General features: G+C 70.3%; 17 protein-coding genes and 1 pseudogene. 14 read left to right on the top strand and 4 right to left on the bottom strand.

The window, feature by feature from the left end:
* Positions 1-9: 9 nt before the first annotated feature.
* The 12 genes and pseudogenes from AC067A_RS03015 (at position 10) to AC067A_RS03070 (ending at position 8,978) form a co-directional block, all read left to right on the top strand.
* A complete protein-coding gene (locus AC067A_RS03015; RefSeq protein WP_391074068.1) occupies positions 10-756 on the top strand; it encodes a hypothetical protein in 747 nt (248 codons plus the stop codon).
* Positions 757-938: 182 nt separating this feature from the next.
* Positions 939-1,253 carry an SH3 domain-containing protein gene (locus AC067A_RS03020; protein ID WP_190044281.1) on the top strand — a complete coding sequence of 105 codons (315 nt, stop codon included), beginning with the start codon at positions 939-941 and terminating at the stop codon, positions 1,251-1,253.
* A 107-nt stretch (positions 1,254-1,360) separates the two neighbouring features.
* On the top strand, positions 1,361-1,840 hold the full coding sequence (locus AC067A_RS03025) for a hypothetical protein (RefSeq protein ID WP_391074071.1): 480 nt from the start codon (positions 1,361-1,363) through the stop codon (positions 1,838-1,840).
* A 23-nt stretch (positions 1,841-1,863) separates the two neighbouring features.
* Positions 1,864-2,273 (top strand): annotated as a pseudogene (locus AC067A_RS03030) (hypothetical protein).
* A gap of 10 nt (positions 2,274-2,283) precedes the next feature.
* Positions 2,284-2,697 carry a hypothetical protein gene (locus AC067A_RS03035; RefSeq protein WP_391074074.1) on the top strand — a complete coding sequence of 138 codons (414 nt, stop codon included), beginning with the start codon at positions 2,284-2,286 and terminating at the stop codon, positions 2,695-2,697.
* A 41-nt stretch (positions 2,698-2,738) separates the two neighbouring features.
* Entirely contained in the window at positions 2,739-3,536 is a 798-nt protein-coding gene (locus AC067A_RS03040) for a winged helix-turn-helix transcriptional regulator (RefSeq protein ID WP_391074077.1), read from the top strand.
* Entirely contained in the window at positions 3,533-4,051 is a 519-nt protein-coding gene (locus AC067A_RS03045) for a regulator (RefSeq protein WP_391074080.1), read from the top strand. The genes AC067A_RS03040 and AC067A_RS03045 overlap by 4 nt, the downstream gene beginning before the upstream one ends.
* Complete coding sequence (locus tag AC067A_RS03050; protein WP_478613721.1) at positions 4,048-5,283, top strand: MFS transporter; 1,236 nt, start codon at positions 4,048-4,050, stop codon at positions 5,281-5,283. Before AC067A_RS03045 ends, AC067A_RS03050 begins: the two co-directional genes overlap by 4 nt.
* Before the next feature lie 35 nt (positions 5,284-5,318).
* Complete coding sequence (locus AC067A_RS03055) at positions 5,319-5,621, top strand: hypothetical protein (protein WP_071265904.1); 303 nt, start codon at positions 5,319-5,321, stop codon at positions 5,619-5,621.
* Between the two features lie 39 nt (positions 5,622-5,660).
* Positions 5,661-6,890, top strand: coding sequence for an ATP-grasp domain-containing protein (locus AC067A_RS03060; protein ID WP_478613726.1), 1,230 nt, complete (start codon positions 5,661-5,663; stop codon positions 6,888-6,890).
* Positions 6,887-7,885: a DUF317 domain-containing protein gene (locus AC067A_RS03065; RefSeq protein WP_391074089.1), complete on the top strand. Its 999-nt coding sequence runs from the start codon at positions 6,887-6,889 to the stop codon at positions 7,883-7,885. The genes AC067A_RS03060 and AC067A_RS03065 overlap by 4 nt, the downstream gene beginning before the upstream one ends.
* A 97-nt stretch (positions 7,886-7,982) precedes the next feature.
* Positions 7,983-8,978 (top strand): MSCRAMM family protein, encoded by a 996-nt coding sequence (locus AC067A_RS03070; RefSeq protein WP_478613730.1) that lies wholly within the window; start codon positions 7,983-7,985, stop codon positions 8,976-8,978.
* Between the two features lie 125 nt (positions 8,979-9,103).
* Here AC067A_RS03070 and AC067A_RS03075 read toward each other — a convergent pair whose 3' ends face one another.
* The 4 genes from AC067A_RS03075 to AC067A_RS03090 form a co-directional block, all read right to left on the bottom strand.
* The gene (locus AC067A_RS03075) at positions 9,104-10,165 is read right to left on the bottom strand and encodes a hypothetical protein (protein ID WP_391074095.1); all 1,062 of its coding nucleotides are present in this window, start codon (positions 10,163-10,165) and stop codon (positions 9,104-9,106) included.
* A 358-nt stretch (positions 10,166-10,523) separates the two neighbouring features.
* Complete coding sequence (locus tag AC067A_RS03080) at positions 10,524-12,059, bottom strand: gamma-glutamyltransferase (RefSeq protein WP_391074098.1); 1,536 nt, start codon at positions 12,057-12,059, stop codon at positions 10,524-10,526.
* Positions 12,060-12,196: 137 nt separating this feature from the next.
* The gene (locus AC067A_RS03085; RefSeq protein ID WP_478613735.1) at positions 12,197-13,522 is read right to left on the bottom strand and encodes a hypothetical protein; all 1,326 of its coding nucleotides are present in this window, start codon (positions 13,520-13,522) and stop codon (positions 12,197-12,199) included.
* 437 nt (positions 13,523-13,959) lie between these two features.
* Positions 13,960-14,433 carry a hypothetical protein gene (locus AC067A_RS03090; protein ID WP_391074107.1) on the bottom strand — a complete coding sequence of 158 codons (474 nt, stop codon included), beginning with the start codon at positions 14,431-14,433 and terminating at the stop codon, positions 13,960-13,962.
* 354 nt (positions 14,434-14,787) lie between these two features.
* Here AC067A_RS03090 and AC067A_RS03095 point away from each other — a divergent pair, with 354 nt between their 5' ends.
* Together AC067A_RS03095 and AC067A_RS03100 are read left to right on the top strand one after the other, a co-directional pair.
* On the top strand, positions 14,788-15,126 hold the full coding sequence (locus AC067A_RS03095) for an SPDY domain-containing protein (RefSeq protein ID WP_391074110.1): 339 nt from the start codon (positions 14,788-14,790) through the stop codon (positions 15,124-15,126).
* Between the two features lie 96 nt (positions 15,127-15,222).
* Positions 15,223-15,513 (top strand): hypothetical protein, encoded by a 291-nt coding sequence (locus AC067A_RS03100; protein WP_391074113.1) that lies wholly within the window; start codon positions 15,223-15,225, stop codon positions 15,511-15,513.
* The last annotated feature ends 10 nt before the right edge of the window (positions 15,514-15,523 follow it).

A 15,523-nucleotide genomic window follows, 5' to 3' on the forward strand; every position in this document is an offset into this window, starting at 1 on the left:
GAAAGGCTCTTGTTGTCCTCCACCGAACCCGCGCCCGCCAGGAAGCCCGTCCCCGTCGTTGATTTCGGCCTGGACGACTTCGACGCCGACGAAGAGGTCCTCCTCGACTTCGATCGCCGGGTCGGAGTCGGGGAGATGCTTACCCCGCTCGCCGAGCACCACTCCGCCGATGGCGTGCACAGCTACTACGTGTTGTTCGACGGATCCGTCACCTGGGGAATCCCCGGTATGCCGCAGCTGATGGCCCTGCACCTTCAACGCGACCGGCAGAAGCGGACGTTCACCTTCGAGGGGAAACGGCTGCCGCTGCCCGCGATGGCGCAGTCCTGGCTCATCCACCGTGGCTGCCCGCCCGAAGCCATCGTCCTCGACCCCGAGCTGGGGCCACCGGCGTCGGACGAGACGACGCGCGCACTGGAACGCCGTCTCGCCGGCGACGGCGACCACTACGCCATGGGCTACTCCTACACCCGCGACGACCCGGACGACATGGTCACCGTCGTCGCGCTGCACGCCCTGGACGAGCGGGCCCCCAGCCCGTTCCGCGTCCTGGTCGAAGAGGTCGACACCGACGCATGGACCCACACCCTGCGCGAGGGCGGCTTCGCCACCCAGGCCGAGGCCCTGCGCTGGTGTTACAGCCGGCTCGACGGCGAGGCCGCGCCCCTCCCGCCGGTCCGCCCGGCAGCCGCAGCCACCCGCCCGGCCGGCTTGCCCAAGGCCCCTGCCGCACACCCGCCCGGCCGCTCGCGCTGAGCACCACCGTCGACGAGAGCGGCGAAACATAGCCGACGATCGCCGGTTAGCCAAACCGGCGATTCTCTGGACTCTTAGTGCAGCCGCCGGGACGACGCCCGCAGCGGCCGCCCATCTCATCCCTATGCCTTTACGGAGGTCTCTTCAGCATGCGCTCCACCCGAATTGCCATCACCGCGGCGATGCTCGGCGCCATCACCCTGCCGGTGCTGTCCGCCACCACCGCCAGCGCGGCACCCGCCGCCGCTCCCACGGCCCTCGCGACCAGCTGCTACGACCTGCCGCCGCTGCCGTACGAGGTGCACACCGCGGCCGTCACCATCCGGTCGAAGGCCACCTCGAACTCCACCGCCCTCGGCATCCTCTACCGCAGCCACAAGTTCACCGTGCACAAGAAGAGCGGCAACTGGCTCTACATCACGGACAGGACTACGGGCGTCAAGGGTTGGGTCTCCGGCACGTACGTCTACCGCGACGTCCGCATGTGCCTCGACTGAGAGCCGCACCCGCGCCCCTTCCCGTCCCACCGGCTGAGCTACCGGGACGCCTGCGAACTCCCCACCTTCCCCTCCGGTATCGCCTTCCGGAAAGGAAACCTTTCCCTTTGTCTGACGACATACCCGACGTCGGTGAAGACGTCGTAGGCGTGCTCACCGCACGGATCGAAGCCCATCTCGGAACGAGCATGGACCACTTGAAGGCCGTGGTCACCGACGATCCGGCCACGAACCCCTACGTCACCGACATCGTCAAGTGGCACGGTCTGCTTCTCGACGCCCAGGCGGTGCTCGACCGCGCGGAGGACGAACTCCTCGCCGCACTGCAGACCCAGCCCAGTGAGGTCGACGACCCGACGATGGACCTCGCCCACCGAGTGAACGCGGCCGTCACCGCCCGCGACGGCCGGGCCCTGGTCGTGCGGTGGCTCCTCAACCCGGACGCTCCGGGCAAGAAGGGCCTCGCCGCCGAACGCCTCGCCCGCCTCCGTTCCCGAACAGGACCGGCGGTGCAGACCAGCCCGGCTCGCCCGCCTGCGGGAGTACCCGCGCCGGCGGTGGCCCGAGCGGCAAGGGCCCCGCGGTGAGCGTGCGAATCAAGACCAGCACCATGGACAGCGAGCTGCAGGACGTCTTCGGCACCCCCGTCTCCGAGCTGCACGAGGCGGCATGCGGCCCCGATGCCTCTCCCGGGCCATGGAACTGCGCTCCTTCCTCGCCCTGACCGAGGAACAGGTCGTCCGCGTCCGCGACCGCGTCCACGCGGACATGCGTCCGGACCGCGACATGGGCGAGCTGTCGGCGGACCAGCTCCGCTTCGACTCGCAGTGGCTGGAGGCGGCGCTCGAAGCCCGCGACGGCTACCGCACCGCGCTCGGCGAGCTACTGCGCACCATGCCCACGCTCGACCAGCGACCCCGGCCCGTCCGCATGACCCAGCTCAGGGCCACCACCACCCTGGCCCCGCCTGCCGCCCCGGCACCTCCGCATGCCGGGGCGGCCCGGCCCCGCCGACCGTGAAAGCCCCCGCTTGCCCCATCCCACGTCCACCGAGGTAGCCGGACGGATCGAGGAACTGTACGGCGCTCCGCTCGCCGACCTCGAAGCCTGTGCCCAAGACCAGCCGCCCGGGATGCTCTCCGCCCTGCTCGGCATGCACACCGACCTGGCCCTCGCCGAGCGCAGCATCGACTTCCACCGTGAGCACCTCGCCCGGCTCCTGAACCCGGACCGGCAGATCGACCGGCACGAAGTCTCCCACCTCCTCGACGGCGCCCGCCGGCTCGCCGAAGCCGTCGCCACCCGCGACGCCCAGACCAAGTCGGCCTCCGCAGTTCTGCAGAGCCTGACCCGCACCTCGGCCCCGGCACCCTCACCGCCAGCATCCGCGCCGCCCGTACCGGCTCCGCCCCGCCCGGCCCCAAGCGCGCCCCGAAGCCGCTGACCCGCAGGCGAATCCCTCTTCACTTCCCAGGAGTCCCTCCCTTGGCCATCACCGCTCTGCCTCCCGACACCGACGCCGACATCGCCCGGGTCACCGAGGCCCTCGCCATGATCACTCCGCGCTGGAACGTCAGGATCATGCTGGCGCTCTCCGGTCCGCCGCTGCGCTACAGCGAGCTGGCGGCCCGGGTGCCCTGGCTGCAGAGCGGCCAGCTCCACCCCAAGCTCAAGTCGCTGTGCGACGCCGGGCTCGTCGAGCGCACCGAACACACCGCGCGGCACGTCACCTACGGCCACACCGACCGTGGTGCCGCCCTGCTGCCGGTGCTGCCGGTGATCGCCACCTGGGCCGAGGAGCACCTGGAGAAGCCGGACCGCCCGCTGCCCGTGATCGAGCAGGTCGAGGACAGCCTCACCCTGCTCACCCGGCGTCACGCCGCCGCCCTGCTGTGGGTGCTCAAGCAGCGCGGAGAAGTGAGCGGCCGGGCGCTGGCCAGGATCCTCATGCCGAGCAGTGACTGGACCAACGTCTACCCGCCGCTACGCCAGTTGGTGGCCGACGGCTTGGTCGACACCGACGGGATCGGCCGGCCCTACCGGCTGTCCGCGGCGGGCGACGGCCTGGGGCCCGTTCTCGGAGCCGTGTCCGCGTGGTCCGCCGGTCAGCCCCTCAGCAAGGCCGGCCAACACCCGGTCTGGGGGCATCCCCAGACGACGCCCGCGCCGAAGGGGTGGGTCAGCAACCAGTCCCGGCCGACGTGGCACAACCGCGACCTCTTCTCCCACGCCACGCCCGCCCGCCCGATGGCGGCCGTCCCGGCGGGAGGCCCGCGCCGATGACCACCCTGTTCACCTCCGCTGAACTGCACAAGGCCACCGCTGTGCTGGCCTCGCCGCCACTGGTCCGGCTCATCACCGAGATCGACGACAACGGGGCGATACCGCCGCGACGACTGGCCGGCATCCTCCACGACCTGTCCCCACACCACCTGCGCTGCGCTACCGAGACGGCCCGCGACCACGGCCTCGTCCGGTCCGTTCCCGGCGTTGGCCTGGAACTCACCGAGCCCGGTTCGGCCCTGGCCGACCTCTACGACGCGACCGCCCGATGGGCCCGCCGCCACAACTGTCCGCAGCCGATCAGCGATTTCAGCAGCCGCGTCCGGCACACCTTCGACCTCCTGGCGTCCGCGCTCGGAACCGGGCAGGCCGATGGCTTCCCCTCTCCGGCGACCGAGCCGGTGGTCGGCTCCGAGCCCGACACGGACCTTGATTGTCTTCGCGCTCTGCTGCTCCAGTGGCTGACCAGTAATCCGCAGGTCACCGCGCTGCCCGAGCCCGAGCCGATCGCGTGAGCGTAGCGGTCGCACCCCGGCACGCGCGTCACACCGCCGGGCTGATGCGCGGCATCTACCTGCCGCGCACGGCGGACGCCCTGGCGTTCGCCATGTCCACCTACGGCATCCCCCTCCTGGTCTTGGCCACCACACGCTCCGCCACGCTGACGGGCGCCGCCTTCGCCCTGGAGTGGATCCCGAGGCTGGCGGCGTTCGGGTGGGCCGGCTCCGTCGTCGACCGGCGCGGAGCAGCCGTCGTCTTCCACCTCGCCTCCATGGGACGAGCGCTGGCCCTCACCGCCGGCGCCGTCCTTCTCTACCTTCACCCGTCCGGCATCGTGGCGAGCGTGACCGTGATGGCGCTCGCGGCGACCACCGGCGTGCTCACGGAGTTCAGTTACATCGCGGCCGAGACCGCGGGTGCCGCTGCCGGCCGCCGAGCCGGTACACGCGCCCACCGCGTCCAGGCCGTTCTACTCGGGATCGACCAGACCGCGACCTTAGCCGGACCCGCGCTCGCCGGACTGCTTCTGCTCACCGGCCCGCCGCAGATGCTCGCGGTGATCACCGCGCTCTCGCTGCTCGCTGCGCTGCTCGCACTGCGCACACCCCCTTCGCCTGTCGCCCCGGCCCGACTGCCCAAGGGGCAGACGAACGCCGGCCTGCTCACCGGATGGCGCACCATCCGTTCGCTGCCCGCGCTCGGCTGGCTCGTGACCGGCCTGACCCTGTCCAACCTGGCCACGGGTCTCTTCCAAGCGGCTGGACCTGTGATCGTCGTTCAGCACTTCGGGCAGTCGACCACTGCCGTCGGCCTGGTCTGGTCCGCCGCTGCCGGAGCGACGCTCCTGGCCGTCACCATCTGCCGGTTCGCGATCGACCGCCTGGGCCTGTGGCCGGTCGGTGCCGCCTGCGCTGCCCTCGGCTCGCTCGCCTGTCTCGCTGCCGCCCAGGCCCCCGACTACCTGTCCTACCTGATCCTGGTCGCCCTCCTCATGGCGGGCGAAGGCGGCATGACGGTGGTCCTGCGCACCCTGCGCTCCCGCCTCATTCCACCGGAGGCGTTCGGCAGCACCCTGTCGGCGACCATCCTCATCCTCCTGCTGCCCTTCCCCGTCGCCGGCGTGCTGACCGCACTCACCCCGCCCAAGGCACTCGGCCACGTCATCACCGCCTGCGCCGCCCTGCAGGCCCTCGGGCTGTTCCTCGCTTTCGCCCGCCTGCGCACCGATCCCGCCCTGCGCACCTGACCCCGCCACGCTTTCCCCAGCCTGTGGAGAACCCCATGCCCGCTGTCGCTCTCGGCCCGAACCCTGCGCGCGGTCGCACCATCACCGAGCAGTTCCACGCCTTCGACGCACACAACCCGCACGTCTACCGAGCCCTGGAACGCCTGGCCGCCCGCCGCCTTGCCGCCGGCGCTACCCGCGTCGGCGTGAAGGACCTCTTCGAAGACCTGCGCCGCCAGCTCCCGCACGGCGTCGCCGGGCTGAACAACAACTACACCGCCCTCTACGCCCGCCGCCTGGTCGACGACCACCCCCGCTGGGCCGGCGCGTTCGAGCTGCGCCGCCGCCGCGCCGCCTGAAACGCCCGCCCTGCCCTCCACCGATACGGAGAACCCTTCTTGCCCGCTCGTCCCCTCGTACTCGTCGTCTCTCCGGGCGATGAGATCTACCGCGGCTACTGCCTCGAGCAGGTGGCCGCCGCGTACGACGTCGTCCTGCTGACCGGTACCGAGCCGTCGTGGGAGAAGCCGTACATCGTCGACCACGCCGTCGTCGACCTGAACGACTCCGCAGCACTGCTCGTCGCCGGCCGCGCCCTGGCCGAACGCCACGACCTCGGCGGCGTCGTCACGTGGGACGAGTGGAACCTCGTCCCCACCGCCCGTCTCGCCCGCGCGCTCGGCCTGCCGTCGAACTCCGTCGAGGTGACACGAGGCTGCCGCAACAAGGCCACCGCCCGCACGCTGTTCGCCCGCCACGGGGTGCCGTCGGCATCCTCCATGACGGTGCGCAGTCTGGTGGAGGCAGGACTGGCGACCATGACGCTGGGCTACCCCGCCGTCATCAAGCCGACCGCGTTCGCCGGCAGCATCGGCGTGATTCGCGTCAACCGGCCCGAAGAACTCCCCGCCGCGTTCGAGTTCGCCTCGGCCGGCGCGAGCCGCAGCCGCGAGGACACGGCCGTCCTGGTCGAGGAGTACCTCGACGGCCCCGAGGTCTCCGTCGAGTGCGTCACCCACCGCGGCGAGACCACCGCCGTCGCCGTGACCCGCAAGCAGCTGGGCCCCGCCCCGTACTTCGAGGAGATCGGCCACACCGTCGATGCGGCCGACCCGCTCCTCGCGCAGGTCGCCCCCGTCGCGGCGGCGGCCGTCAAGGCCCTGGGGCTCACCGACGGCGTACAGCACGTCGAGATGCGTCTCGTGGACGGCCGGCCTCGGCTGATCGAGGTGAACGCGCGCATCGGCGGCGACATGATCGGACACCTCGTCCGCCTCGCCACCGGCATCGACCTGCCGAGGGCCGCCGCCGACCTCGCCTGCGGCCAAGAACCAGACCTTACCCAGACCCACCGCGGAGCCGCAGGCATCCGCATGCTCCACCCGGCCGTCTCCGGCACGCTCACCGAGCGGCACATCAACCAGCCGTTCGCCGCCCACACCCCGTGGCTGCGGCAGGTGCAGTGGATCCGCGAGATCGGCGACCGGCTCGTCCTGCCGCCCGACGGCGACCTGTTCACCGCCCGGGCCGGGTTCTACATCGTCACCGGCCGCAACACCGCCGAGGTCAACGAGCGCCTTGACACGGCGGGCGACGAGATCACCATGACCACCCAGGCGGTCCGATGAATCCCCGGCCCGACCCGTCCTCCGACATCGATGGGGACGTCTACGTATCCCCCCGCCATCTCGCCGGCTCCATCGGGATCGGTGACCCCGCGCTCGCCCCGCTGCTCAACCTCGGCTGGGACCTGGAGCACGACGACCGCGGCAACCTCTATGTCAACGCCCCGGACCGCAAGGTCCGCCTCGGCTTCCTCCCCGAAGGAGAGGACGACGGCCTGTGGCGGATCAACGCCTACAAGGACCCGTTCGGTCCGCCGACCTGGGGCACGTGCTTCAACGACTCCTGCCCCACCGAGTTCGTGACGGCCTTCACCAACGCTCTCGCCGAGGCGTACGAGAACGGCCCGGACGCCTACCTCGCCGCGCCCGACCCGAGGAGCATGGACCGTGACCCGTTCGTCGTGGTCGTCCCGCTCATCCAACGCGGCTGGCAGATCGACCACCCCCGCTGGGGGGTCTTCGCGATCCACTCCGCCGACGGGCTCGCCGGACTGGAGTTCACCACCGGGCGCCTCGACCCGGAAGCCGAGCTCACCACGCGCGACGCCCGCTGGAGCCTGTGGGCCGGCACCTCGATCGACCGCCCCGCTTGGTACGCGACCGCCAGCTCGGACACCCCTGTCGCCCTGCTCAAGGCCGTCACCGAGTGCGTCTCCGACCCGGCCCCGCTGCCGCGCTGGCGTCAGGACACCCACAGCTACGTCGAGGGCATGGCCCAGCTCACCCCCGTCCTCCCGCCAAGCCCGCCGGCCCCGACCCCGCTCGACGTGCAGCGGGCCGTCTCCCGACGACTGGCCACGCTCCCAGCGTCCAGCGTCCCGCGCTGGAGCACTACCAGCCGCCCGGCCCCGCCGAGCGCCCCGCCGTCCGGCTCCCTCGCCCATACCGGGGCCGACACCACGCCGTGGCTGATCGGCGGCGCGACAGCTCTACTCGCCGGCGGATCCGGCCTCTACTTGATCAGCCGCCGACGACGCACGAGCGACACCGCCAGCTGACCCACGAGCGCGCCGTCCCCCTACCTGCCTCCCGCTCGGAGTAATAGCCATAAAGCACCACCACGTCCTGCCCACGCTCGTCCTGACCACCACGGCCGTGCTCGCCGCGGCCCCTGCCGCCTTCGCCGCCCCGACCTCCGAACCGACTCCCTCGGCCTCCACGGCCCGCGCCGATATACCGACCTCGGACGCGGGCAGCGTCGAGATCACCAAGAAGGACCCGGCTGGGGACGTGCTCTCCGGTGCCACGTTCCTCCTGCTCGACTCCGCCGGCCAGGAGGCAGGAGGTGGGACGACGGACGACCAGGGGAAGTTGGCCTTCCCCGACCTCGCGCCGGGCATCTACCGGCTCAAGGAGACGGCCTCCGGTAGTCCGCTCCACGACGTCGTGGCCGATCAGGACGTGATCGTCACACCGGGCGCGACCACCCGGCTGACGATCACCGACCCGTTCAAGGCCGCCCAGGTCGTCCTGCAGTCCAAGGACGATAAGACCGGCAAGCTCCTGCCCGGCGCGACCGTGAACATCGGCACCGGCGACTCGACGCTCCTCACCCTCACCACCGGGACCGGGGGTACGGCTTCCGGGGAGCTGCCGGTGTCGAGCCGGAAGACGGAGTTCTGGGTCAAGCAGATCAAGGCCCCTGACGGTTACGACCTCTACAAGCCGTCGAAGACTTTCACCGCCGGCCCCGGCGCCCCGGTGACCGTGACCGTCACCAACGCCAAGACCGCCGCCACGCCCAAGCCCACCAGCACTCCGTCGGACAAGCCGAGCAGCAGCCCGATCGGCGCTCCGAAGCCCACGCAGACTGACACCAGCACGCCGGGCACCGGCTCCTCGTCCACCGCGGCCGAGAGTGCGCTCGACGCCTCATCGTCCACCGCATCCCCATCAGCCCTCGCAGCCTCGACCGGCGGCTCCGCGCCGGTCATCCCGGCAGGTTCCCTCGCCCACACCGGCGCCGACACCACCCCGTGGATTGCCGGAGGTGCCGGCCTCCTCGTTGTCGTCGGCGCCGTCACACTGGTCGTCACCCGCCGTCGCGGGGGGATCGAGCCGGAGCCGGACGACATCAGCGAGACCATCTAGCCGAAGATCACCCCCAACAGCGGGCCCCTGGGACGTCGTTCCAGGGGCCTGCTCTCGTCTACCGCCGTGTCAGGCTGGCTCCACTGCGCGCCGCCGTATACAGCACGATCTGCCCGGTCCCGGTCTCATGTCAGTACGGGTGCCTTCGAAGCAGGAGATCCACCGCGCTCGAGCCAGCGGTCGACCCAGGCGGGCACGGAGAGGGCAAGCTGCTGCTTGGCAGCGAAGGTCGCCGGCCTGTCCTCTTGGATCCGCTTCAGGCGATCGCCGCGGCGCTGGATGGCGCGAACCTCCAGCACTCCGCGCCGCTCGGCCAGGCCGGCGGCGACGGTGGTGCACTGGTCGCTGTAGCCGGGCGGCAGATGACAGGAGCAGTGTTCGTCCACGGAGGCGAGGGGCAGGCCCCAGCCGGGCGCCGCGAGCAGTGCCATCAGCCGCCGGTGGCCGGTGGCGCCGGAACCTTCCGCGAAAGTGGGGTCGATGATCCAGCGTTCGCCACCGCCGCGTTCGTGGTGGCCGAGCCAGCCGGTCACGGCCAGCGGCGCCCCCAGGGTGCGGATCAGGCCGGCACGACGCAGCAGCCCGCTGGTCAGCCAGGCCGACGCCGCGGTGCCCCGGCCGCCCGGCCGCCGGTAGGGACGCTCGGCCGGGTGCCACCGGGCGGGCCGGTCGCGGTGGCAGGGCGTCATGCCGTAGGCGCCCAGCCGCCGGTCCTGGACGTCGACGGCGCGCAGCCACTCGTCGGGGTCCAGACCCAGCAGGGTGACGGAGGCGGACGTGTCCGGCACGCGCAACACCACCTGGCCGTCCTCGACGTGGGTACGGGCCCCCGGCACCCCCTTGATGTCGCCGTACTCGTCGGCGCGCGGTAGTAGCGCCTCGGCCAGGTCCAGGGCCTGGAACTCCTTCGGGTCACGACGCTCGACCAGGTCGGCCTCGAATCGGATCAGGAGGCGGTCGGAGCGCGGGTCGACGTATTCGATGCCCCATGGGTGCACAGTGGTGATCCGACGCCAGGCCAGTGCGGCCATCACCCGGGCCTCCAGCAGGATCTGGTCGGCATCCGGCTCCGGAATCAGCAAGGAGCCAGGCGCGGCGGCCTCGACCCGGCGCCGGGCGGACTGCCAGGGCATCCCGGTGTACAGACGCAGCAGTTCGGCGCGACGTTCGACGGCGGTTGTCTTCATAACTCGAAGCCCCTCAACGCCGCGGAGCCGTCCCGACACAGCACACGCGGCAGAGAGCCACGAGGAACACGAGGACCATGCAGCGGCGCCGGCCGAGTTGGCTTCTCCACGGCGTGCTCGATGTCGGGTCGAGCACGGGGCAGGGACCCCGCCGGGCCCACCGATCCGGATTCGACCACATCGACCGGGGGCAGGTCCTGGTCGCGGGGGTGACACGCCGCCGCACCACCCGAACGACGGCAGTCGGACATTGATCGAATCATCGGGGCATGAAGTGGCTCCACCTCCGCAGGCGGCACATCTGGCCCCTGTGTTGCTCGAAGTGGCCAACTGGCCCCTCTTGGCCACACCTCACGGGTTAGGCGCGGATCGGGGGCACGTCGTAGCGACTGACGGCCAGGTACGTTTCCGGGGTCGCCGCTTCGAGGAGACTCTCGTCGCCCTCCAGGTCGAGCTTCGGCTCCTGGGGGCGGCGCAGCAGGTCGCTCCAGTCGCTCGCCGCACCCCGCTCGTAGGCTTCACGGAGCAGGGGGCGCAGCCGGGGACGGGCTTCCTCCTGCTGCTCACGGAAGATCCGCCGCCGGGTGAGTCGCTGTTCTTCCTGAGCATCCTCGCTGAGCCCCTGGTCGACGGCCATCTGGTCCTCAGCGCGCAGCCCCGGGGTACGCCTGGCGATGGCGAGATCTTCCTCGTGGAGGCGCTCGCAGGCGGCGAACAGCTTCCGGGACATGCCGAGGTAGACCTCGGTTCCGGGGATGCGACAGGAGAGGAAGTCGTCGAGCCCCATCGAACGGATCCCGGCACGCAGGTTGTGCTGATCACCGTGGAGCGCCGCTCCACGGGCGTCGGCCCGCATAGCGAGCGTGAGGGTGTCGTCTTCCAGGGGGGTGGTCAGACCTGAGCGCCGGTGACGGGAAGTGCGGTCGGCTGGCACGGGCACCGTGCGCAGCTGGGAGGCGGGAGCGGAGCGCAGCGCCAAGTAGGCGAGCATCTGGGCGCGGGCCGTGCCGATGAGCGCGTCGTCGTTGTCGCCGAGGCGGTCTTCGAGGTTCCCCGGACCCGCCGCTGTGTGGTCGTCGGAGTCGGATCCGCTTGGGATGAGCGGCGGCTGGCCCGCGTGCAGATCGTGGTCGATGGTGAGGAAGAGGTCGTCTCCGGGCCGCACGGAGGCACCGACCAGGACGGTGCGGTGCGCGTACGAGCCGAGGATCTCGCTGCCGGCCGCCAGTTGCGCCCACCCTTTACGGAGTACGTCGACGCCGACGTTGCCGCCCTTGGCCTCGATGAGCCAGTACATCTGCTCCATCTCGTGCCGTCCCCACAGGTCGGGCAGCTTCTTCTTCGGATCCTTGAAGGTTTCACTCAGGGCGGGGATGGGGCCGCCGAGTTCGAGGTGCTCGGTCTGCCCGAGGCCGAGCAGCGAACGGCAGGCCCACTCGGTCATCGTCATGCCCAGCCGGTAGGCGGCGGCGTTCTTCGCCGTGCGCTCGGTTCCGTGCGCGTAGACCGGGTTCAGGGTCAGGCGCTGGCCCTTCGCGCCCGGTACGGGGTGCCGGGGCTCGACGAGGTGCGCGCCGAGGTAGGCGTACAGCGGGGCGACTCGGGCGACGAGTTCCCCGTGCGCGTACTGCGGCTGGTTCTGCAGGTGCGGGGTGACGTCGCGGCCGACCTCGGTGGCGGCCTTGATGATCTCGCGCCACGTGGTGGTCGGGGCGTACCAGCCATCCGTTGCCGGGAACCCGTCCGACCCGGTCCACGCCTTGTGCTCGGCCGTCCGCCACTGCCTCTTGGGCTTATCCGTGGGCCCGTTACGAAAGAGGACCGGTATGTCGAAGCTGTCGGCGTAGGTGAGCGGCGGCGCGTCGGGGACGTGTGCGGGGATCATAGGGTCCATGGGGATAACCCTGGCACGGGCCTGGACCCTCCAGAGGACCGGGCGGCGGGCTGCCGATCTGGATGGCTCCTGAGGTCCTGGCACGGTCGCGGTCATGATTAATGACGACTGGTGCTGTTGGCCAGTCACCCGTCTCCTCACCTTGTACCGCACGGTCGGTCGGGCCAGAAGATCGACAAGGGGAGTCGGACGGAGGGCAGGTGCACCGCCTGGATCGGTCCCAGGGCGGCGGCAGAAGCACGAAGGGCTTCGTCGAAGGTGCCGGAGCCAAGGACCTCAGCCGAGCAGGCAGGACAATCTCCGGGGCGGCGGGCGTGACCGGCGCTGCGATCCGCGGACCCTCGGACGTGTGCGAAGGCGTCGTCTGGAAAGTCGGCCCGCACAACATGCCAGACACCGACGCGTTCGCCGTCGGGCAGCCCGGCCGCTACCGCCGGCCGCATCGGTGGCAGCAGGCGCCCATGGTCCTGGACGAGGAACACCCGGTCGGTGAAATCGATGCTGTCCCCCGCAGGGCGCTCCTTCTCCAACCACGCCCGGGCCTGCTCGCGGGTGCCAGGCCCCCACAGGTACTCCGTCGGGAACCGTGTGGTCTCGTAGCGGGTGTCGAACTCCGCCCAGTGAGCGTCATTCCAGCGACTGCCCGGAATGAAGGGGATGGCCCGTACCACGACGTGCTGGTACTCGTCGCTCTCCTCATCTTCCATGGGTTCGGAGGCAGTGAGCGCGCCGGCGGGCTCCATCCGTGCCCGCCCGGAACCGTTCCAGCTCAGCACGGTGATCTCCCGGTGCAGAGGTGCCGGGTACAGGCGCCCATCGGGGGTGGCCTGCCCCCAAAGCTGGTTGATCAGCTCCGCCAGATCCCGCACCGTTCGGGCCGCCCCGACAGGAGTATCGACATGGTGGCCGGAGGGATGGGCAACGTGGTTACGCAGCTTGGCCAGCGCGTCTTCGACCGCCCTGCTGCGCCGCCCGCGCAGCAGTCCCGCCGTACGCGCCCACAGGCGGAGCCCGTGCAGCATCCCGTTGAACTCGATGGCGTGGGTGTCGACGACCAGCTTCGCGCGTTGCCGCGTCATCCTGTCCGCGCGCTTCTTGACGTCGTCGTACGACGTGACGGTGTAGGAGACGTCCGGGGCCTGAGAGAGGCGGAAGGTGATGGTGCCGGAGCACCACTCCATGAAGCGGTCGCGCAACGCCTGCTCGTAGATGAGGAGAGCCTGGTCGCCGACGATGGTGTACACGTCGTAGCACAGCACGCCGTACGCGAAGACGGTGCGCAGCCGCTCGAAGGAGTCACGTGTCCCTGCCGCGACGCCCTCCGACAGGTTGCAGTCGGCGATCTGCCGCTGCTGGAACTCCGTGGCGTCTTCGGGTCTCATACGGCCGCCGAGTCCGTAGGGGTTGAACGCCAGCGACAGATCGTCTGCGGCGCGCAGCTCCTCAAGCGACCGGATCTCCATGTACTTCTCCTCACGATGGGAAACGGGCCAGCTTGCACCTCCGGGCCTCTAGTTGGCCACCCCTTTCCTTTCAGGTGGCTTCGTGAGATCGACGCGAAGTGAGGTGGAAGGGAACAGTTTGTCCTCGGACAGCGAACCCAGTCGCTTTGTCATCGAATCGAGTCGACCCCTGACAAAGCGCCGACACACCCGTGCATGCTGATCCGGGCGGCTGGGACGTGCGGGTTCACTCGGCCAGCCGGATCATTCGCCGCCGGACCTCCCTACCCGAGCGGGCCGGTGAGCAGACGCAGCAGACGCGCCGGAGGCTCCGTCGGATGTCCTTTACGGTCGACCTGAGCCCCCGCGGCTCCAGTACGGCGGCGATGACGGCGAGGGTGACACCAGCGACGGTCACTGCCGGAGCGTAGCGACTGCACGGGGGTGATCGCTGCGGATCAGCCCAGCGCGACGAAGTTCGCGGCAGTGCCGACGAGCACTCCGGCGATGAGCAGGATCGGGCCCCGGTAACTCTCCCACCACTTCTGCTTGCTGCCCTCGACGTACTCCCGCAGTCCTGCGTACTGGTCCTCGACGTTCTTCCGGGCAGCCTCCAGGTCGCTTTGGAATCGGCTCTCCAGGCGGACCATCAATTCCTCGTTCCGCCGGTCGAGCTCCTGGGGCAGATCGACCTGCTTCCACTTTTCGACGTCAGCCATGCGTTGCTCGATCGTCTTCTCTTCGTTCGTGGCGACGTTCGCATTGAACGCCTCAACAACGGCGCCCGCGTCCGTGGCGTAGACGTTGCGCGGGCGCGTGAGATAACCGGCGAGACGCTTGCGAGCACTGTTGATGTCGAGGATGGTCACGACCAGGCCGACCGATTCCAGTAGCCCGGAGACTCCGTAGAGGGTGGCAGCGGCAGCGGACATGCCCGGAGGCTACTGTGCGGCAAGCGGATCGGAAGCCTTGTAGCGGCCTTTGGTGCGCGAGTTCACCCGCGAGAGGAAGACGCCCCGCCCCGAGCAGTGCGGGTCTACCGCATGGGCATAGCCAGCTCCCGCATCAACCGCAAACGAACTGGGGGCAGATGGCCAGAGGGGGTTGGCAGGTCGACTCGATTCGCTGACACAGCGACTGGGTTCGCCGTCAAAGGACACAGTTCGCCGGGGGCAGACAGGAAAGATCCTCGAAAGACTGGCCAACGCGGGCAGGGGCATGTCAACGTAGACGACCTTGCAAGAAACCCCAGGTCAGAGAGGTGATTGCTCGTGACCTTGACTCCGGTGAGCCCTGGATTCTCCACGACCGTCGAGGCCCTGCGGCTGCGCGAGTGGCAACTGGGTCCCGGCCAGCCCACGCTCGTCATGGACCAGTTCTCCGCAGAGGACTTCCACCTTATCGTGGACGACCGCGCGGACGTGCACGTCAGCTCGAAGGACGGCCGGTTCTATCTCGGCTGGTTCCCGCTCGGTCGTCCCGGCACCAACGGGGAGGGGTGGAAGATCGCCGTCACCGGCACGGCCAAGGTGCGCGGCTATCACCTGTCGTTCGACACCGAGACGCCGGCCGAGATCGTGGCCGCCGCCGTCGCGCGCGTGCTGGAGACCTCGCGTCGCGTGTGACAGCGCTGCCGTTCCCAGGAGCCCTCGCTCCGAGGCGGTCGGCTAAGTGCCGGCCGGTTCCATCGCTCATCGTTTCCGCACCCCAGGAGGCTTTTCGTGACGTCCCGGGAGATGACCGTCGGCGACCTCATCGCCCTGCTGTCCCGCTGCGATCGGGATGCTCCGGTCCGCCAGGCCATGAACCCGTTCTTCCCGATGTCCCACCGGCTGGCGCAGGTCGTGCAGTCCGTGGACGAGACCGGCCAGACCATCGTCTACCTCGCCGAGGGACGTGACGAGAACACCCAGCTCGGCCACCTCCCCCCGGAGGTCGTCGTAGCCCTGGCCTGGCAGGAACCCGTTCAGGCACCCCCACGCCGCCCTCGCCGCAGTGCAGGCGGCAAGTAGAACCGCATCG

Source organism: Streptomyces sp. NPDC043176 (assembly GCF_056436715.1).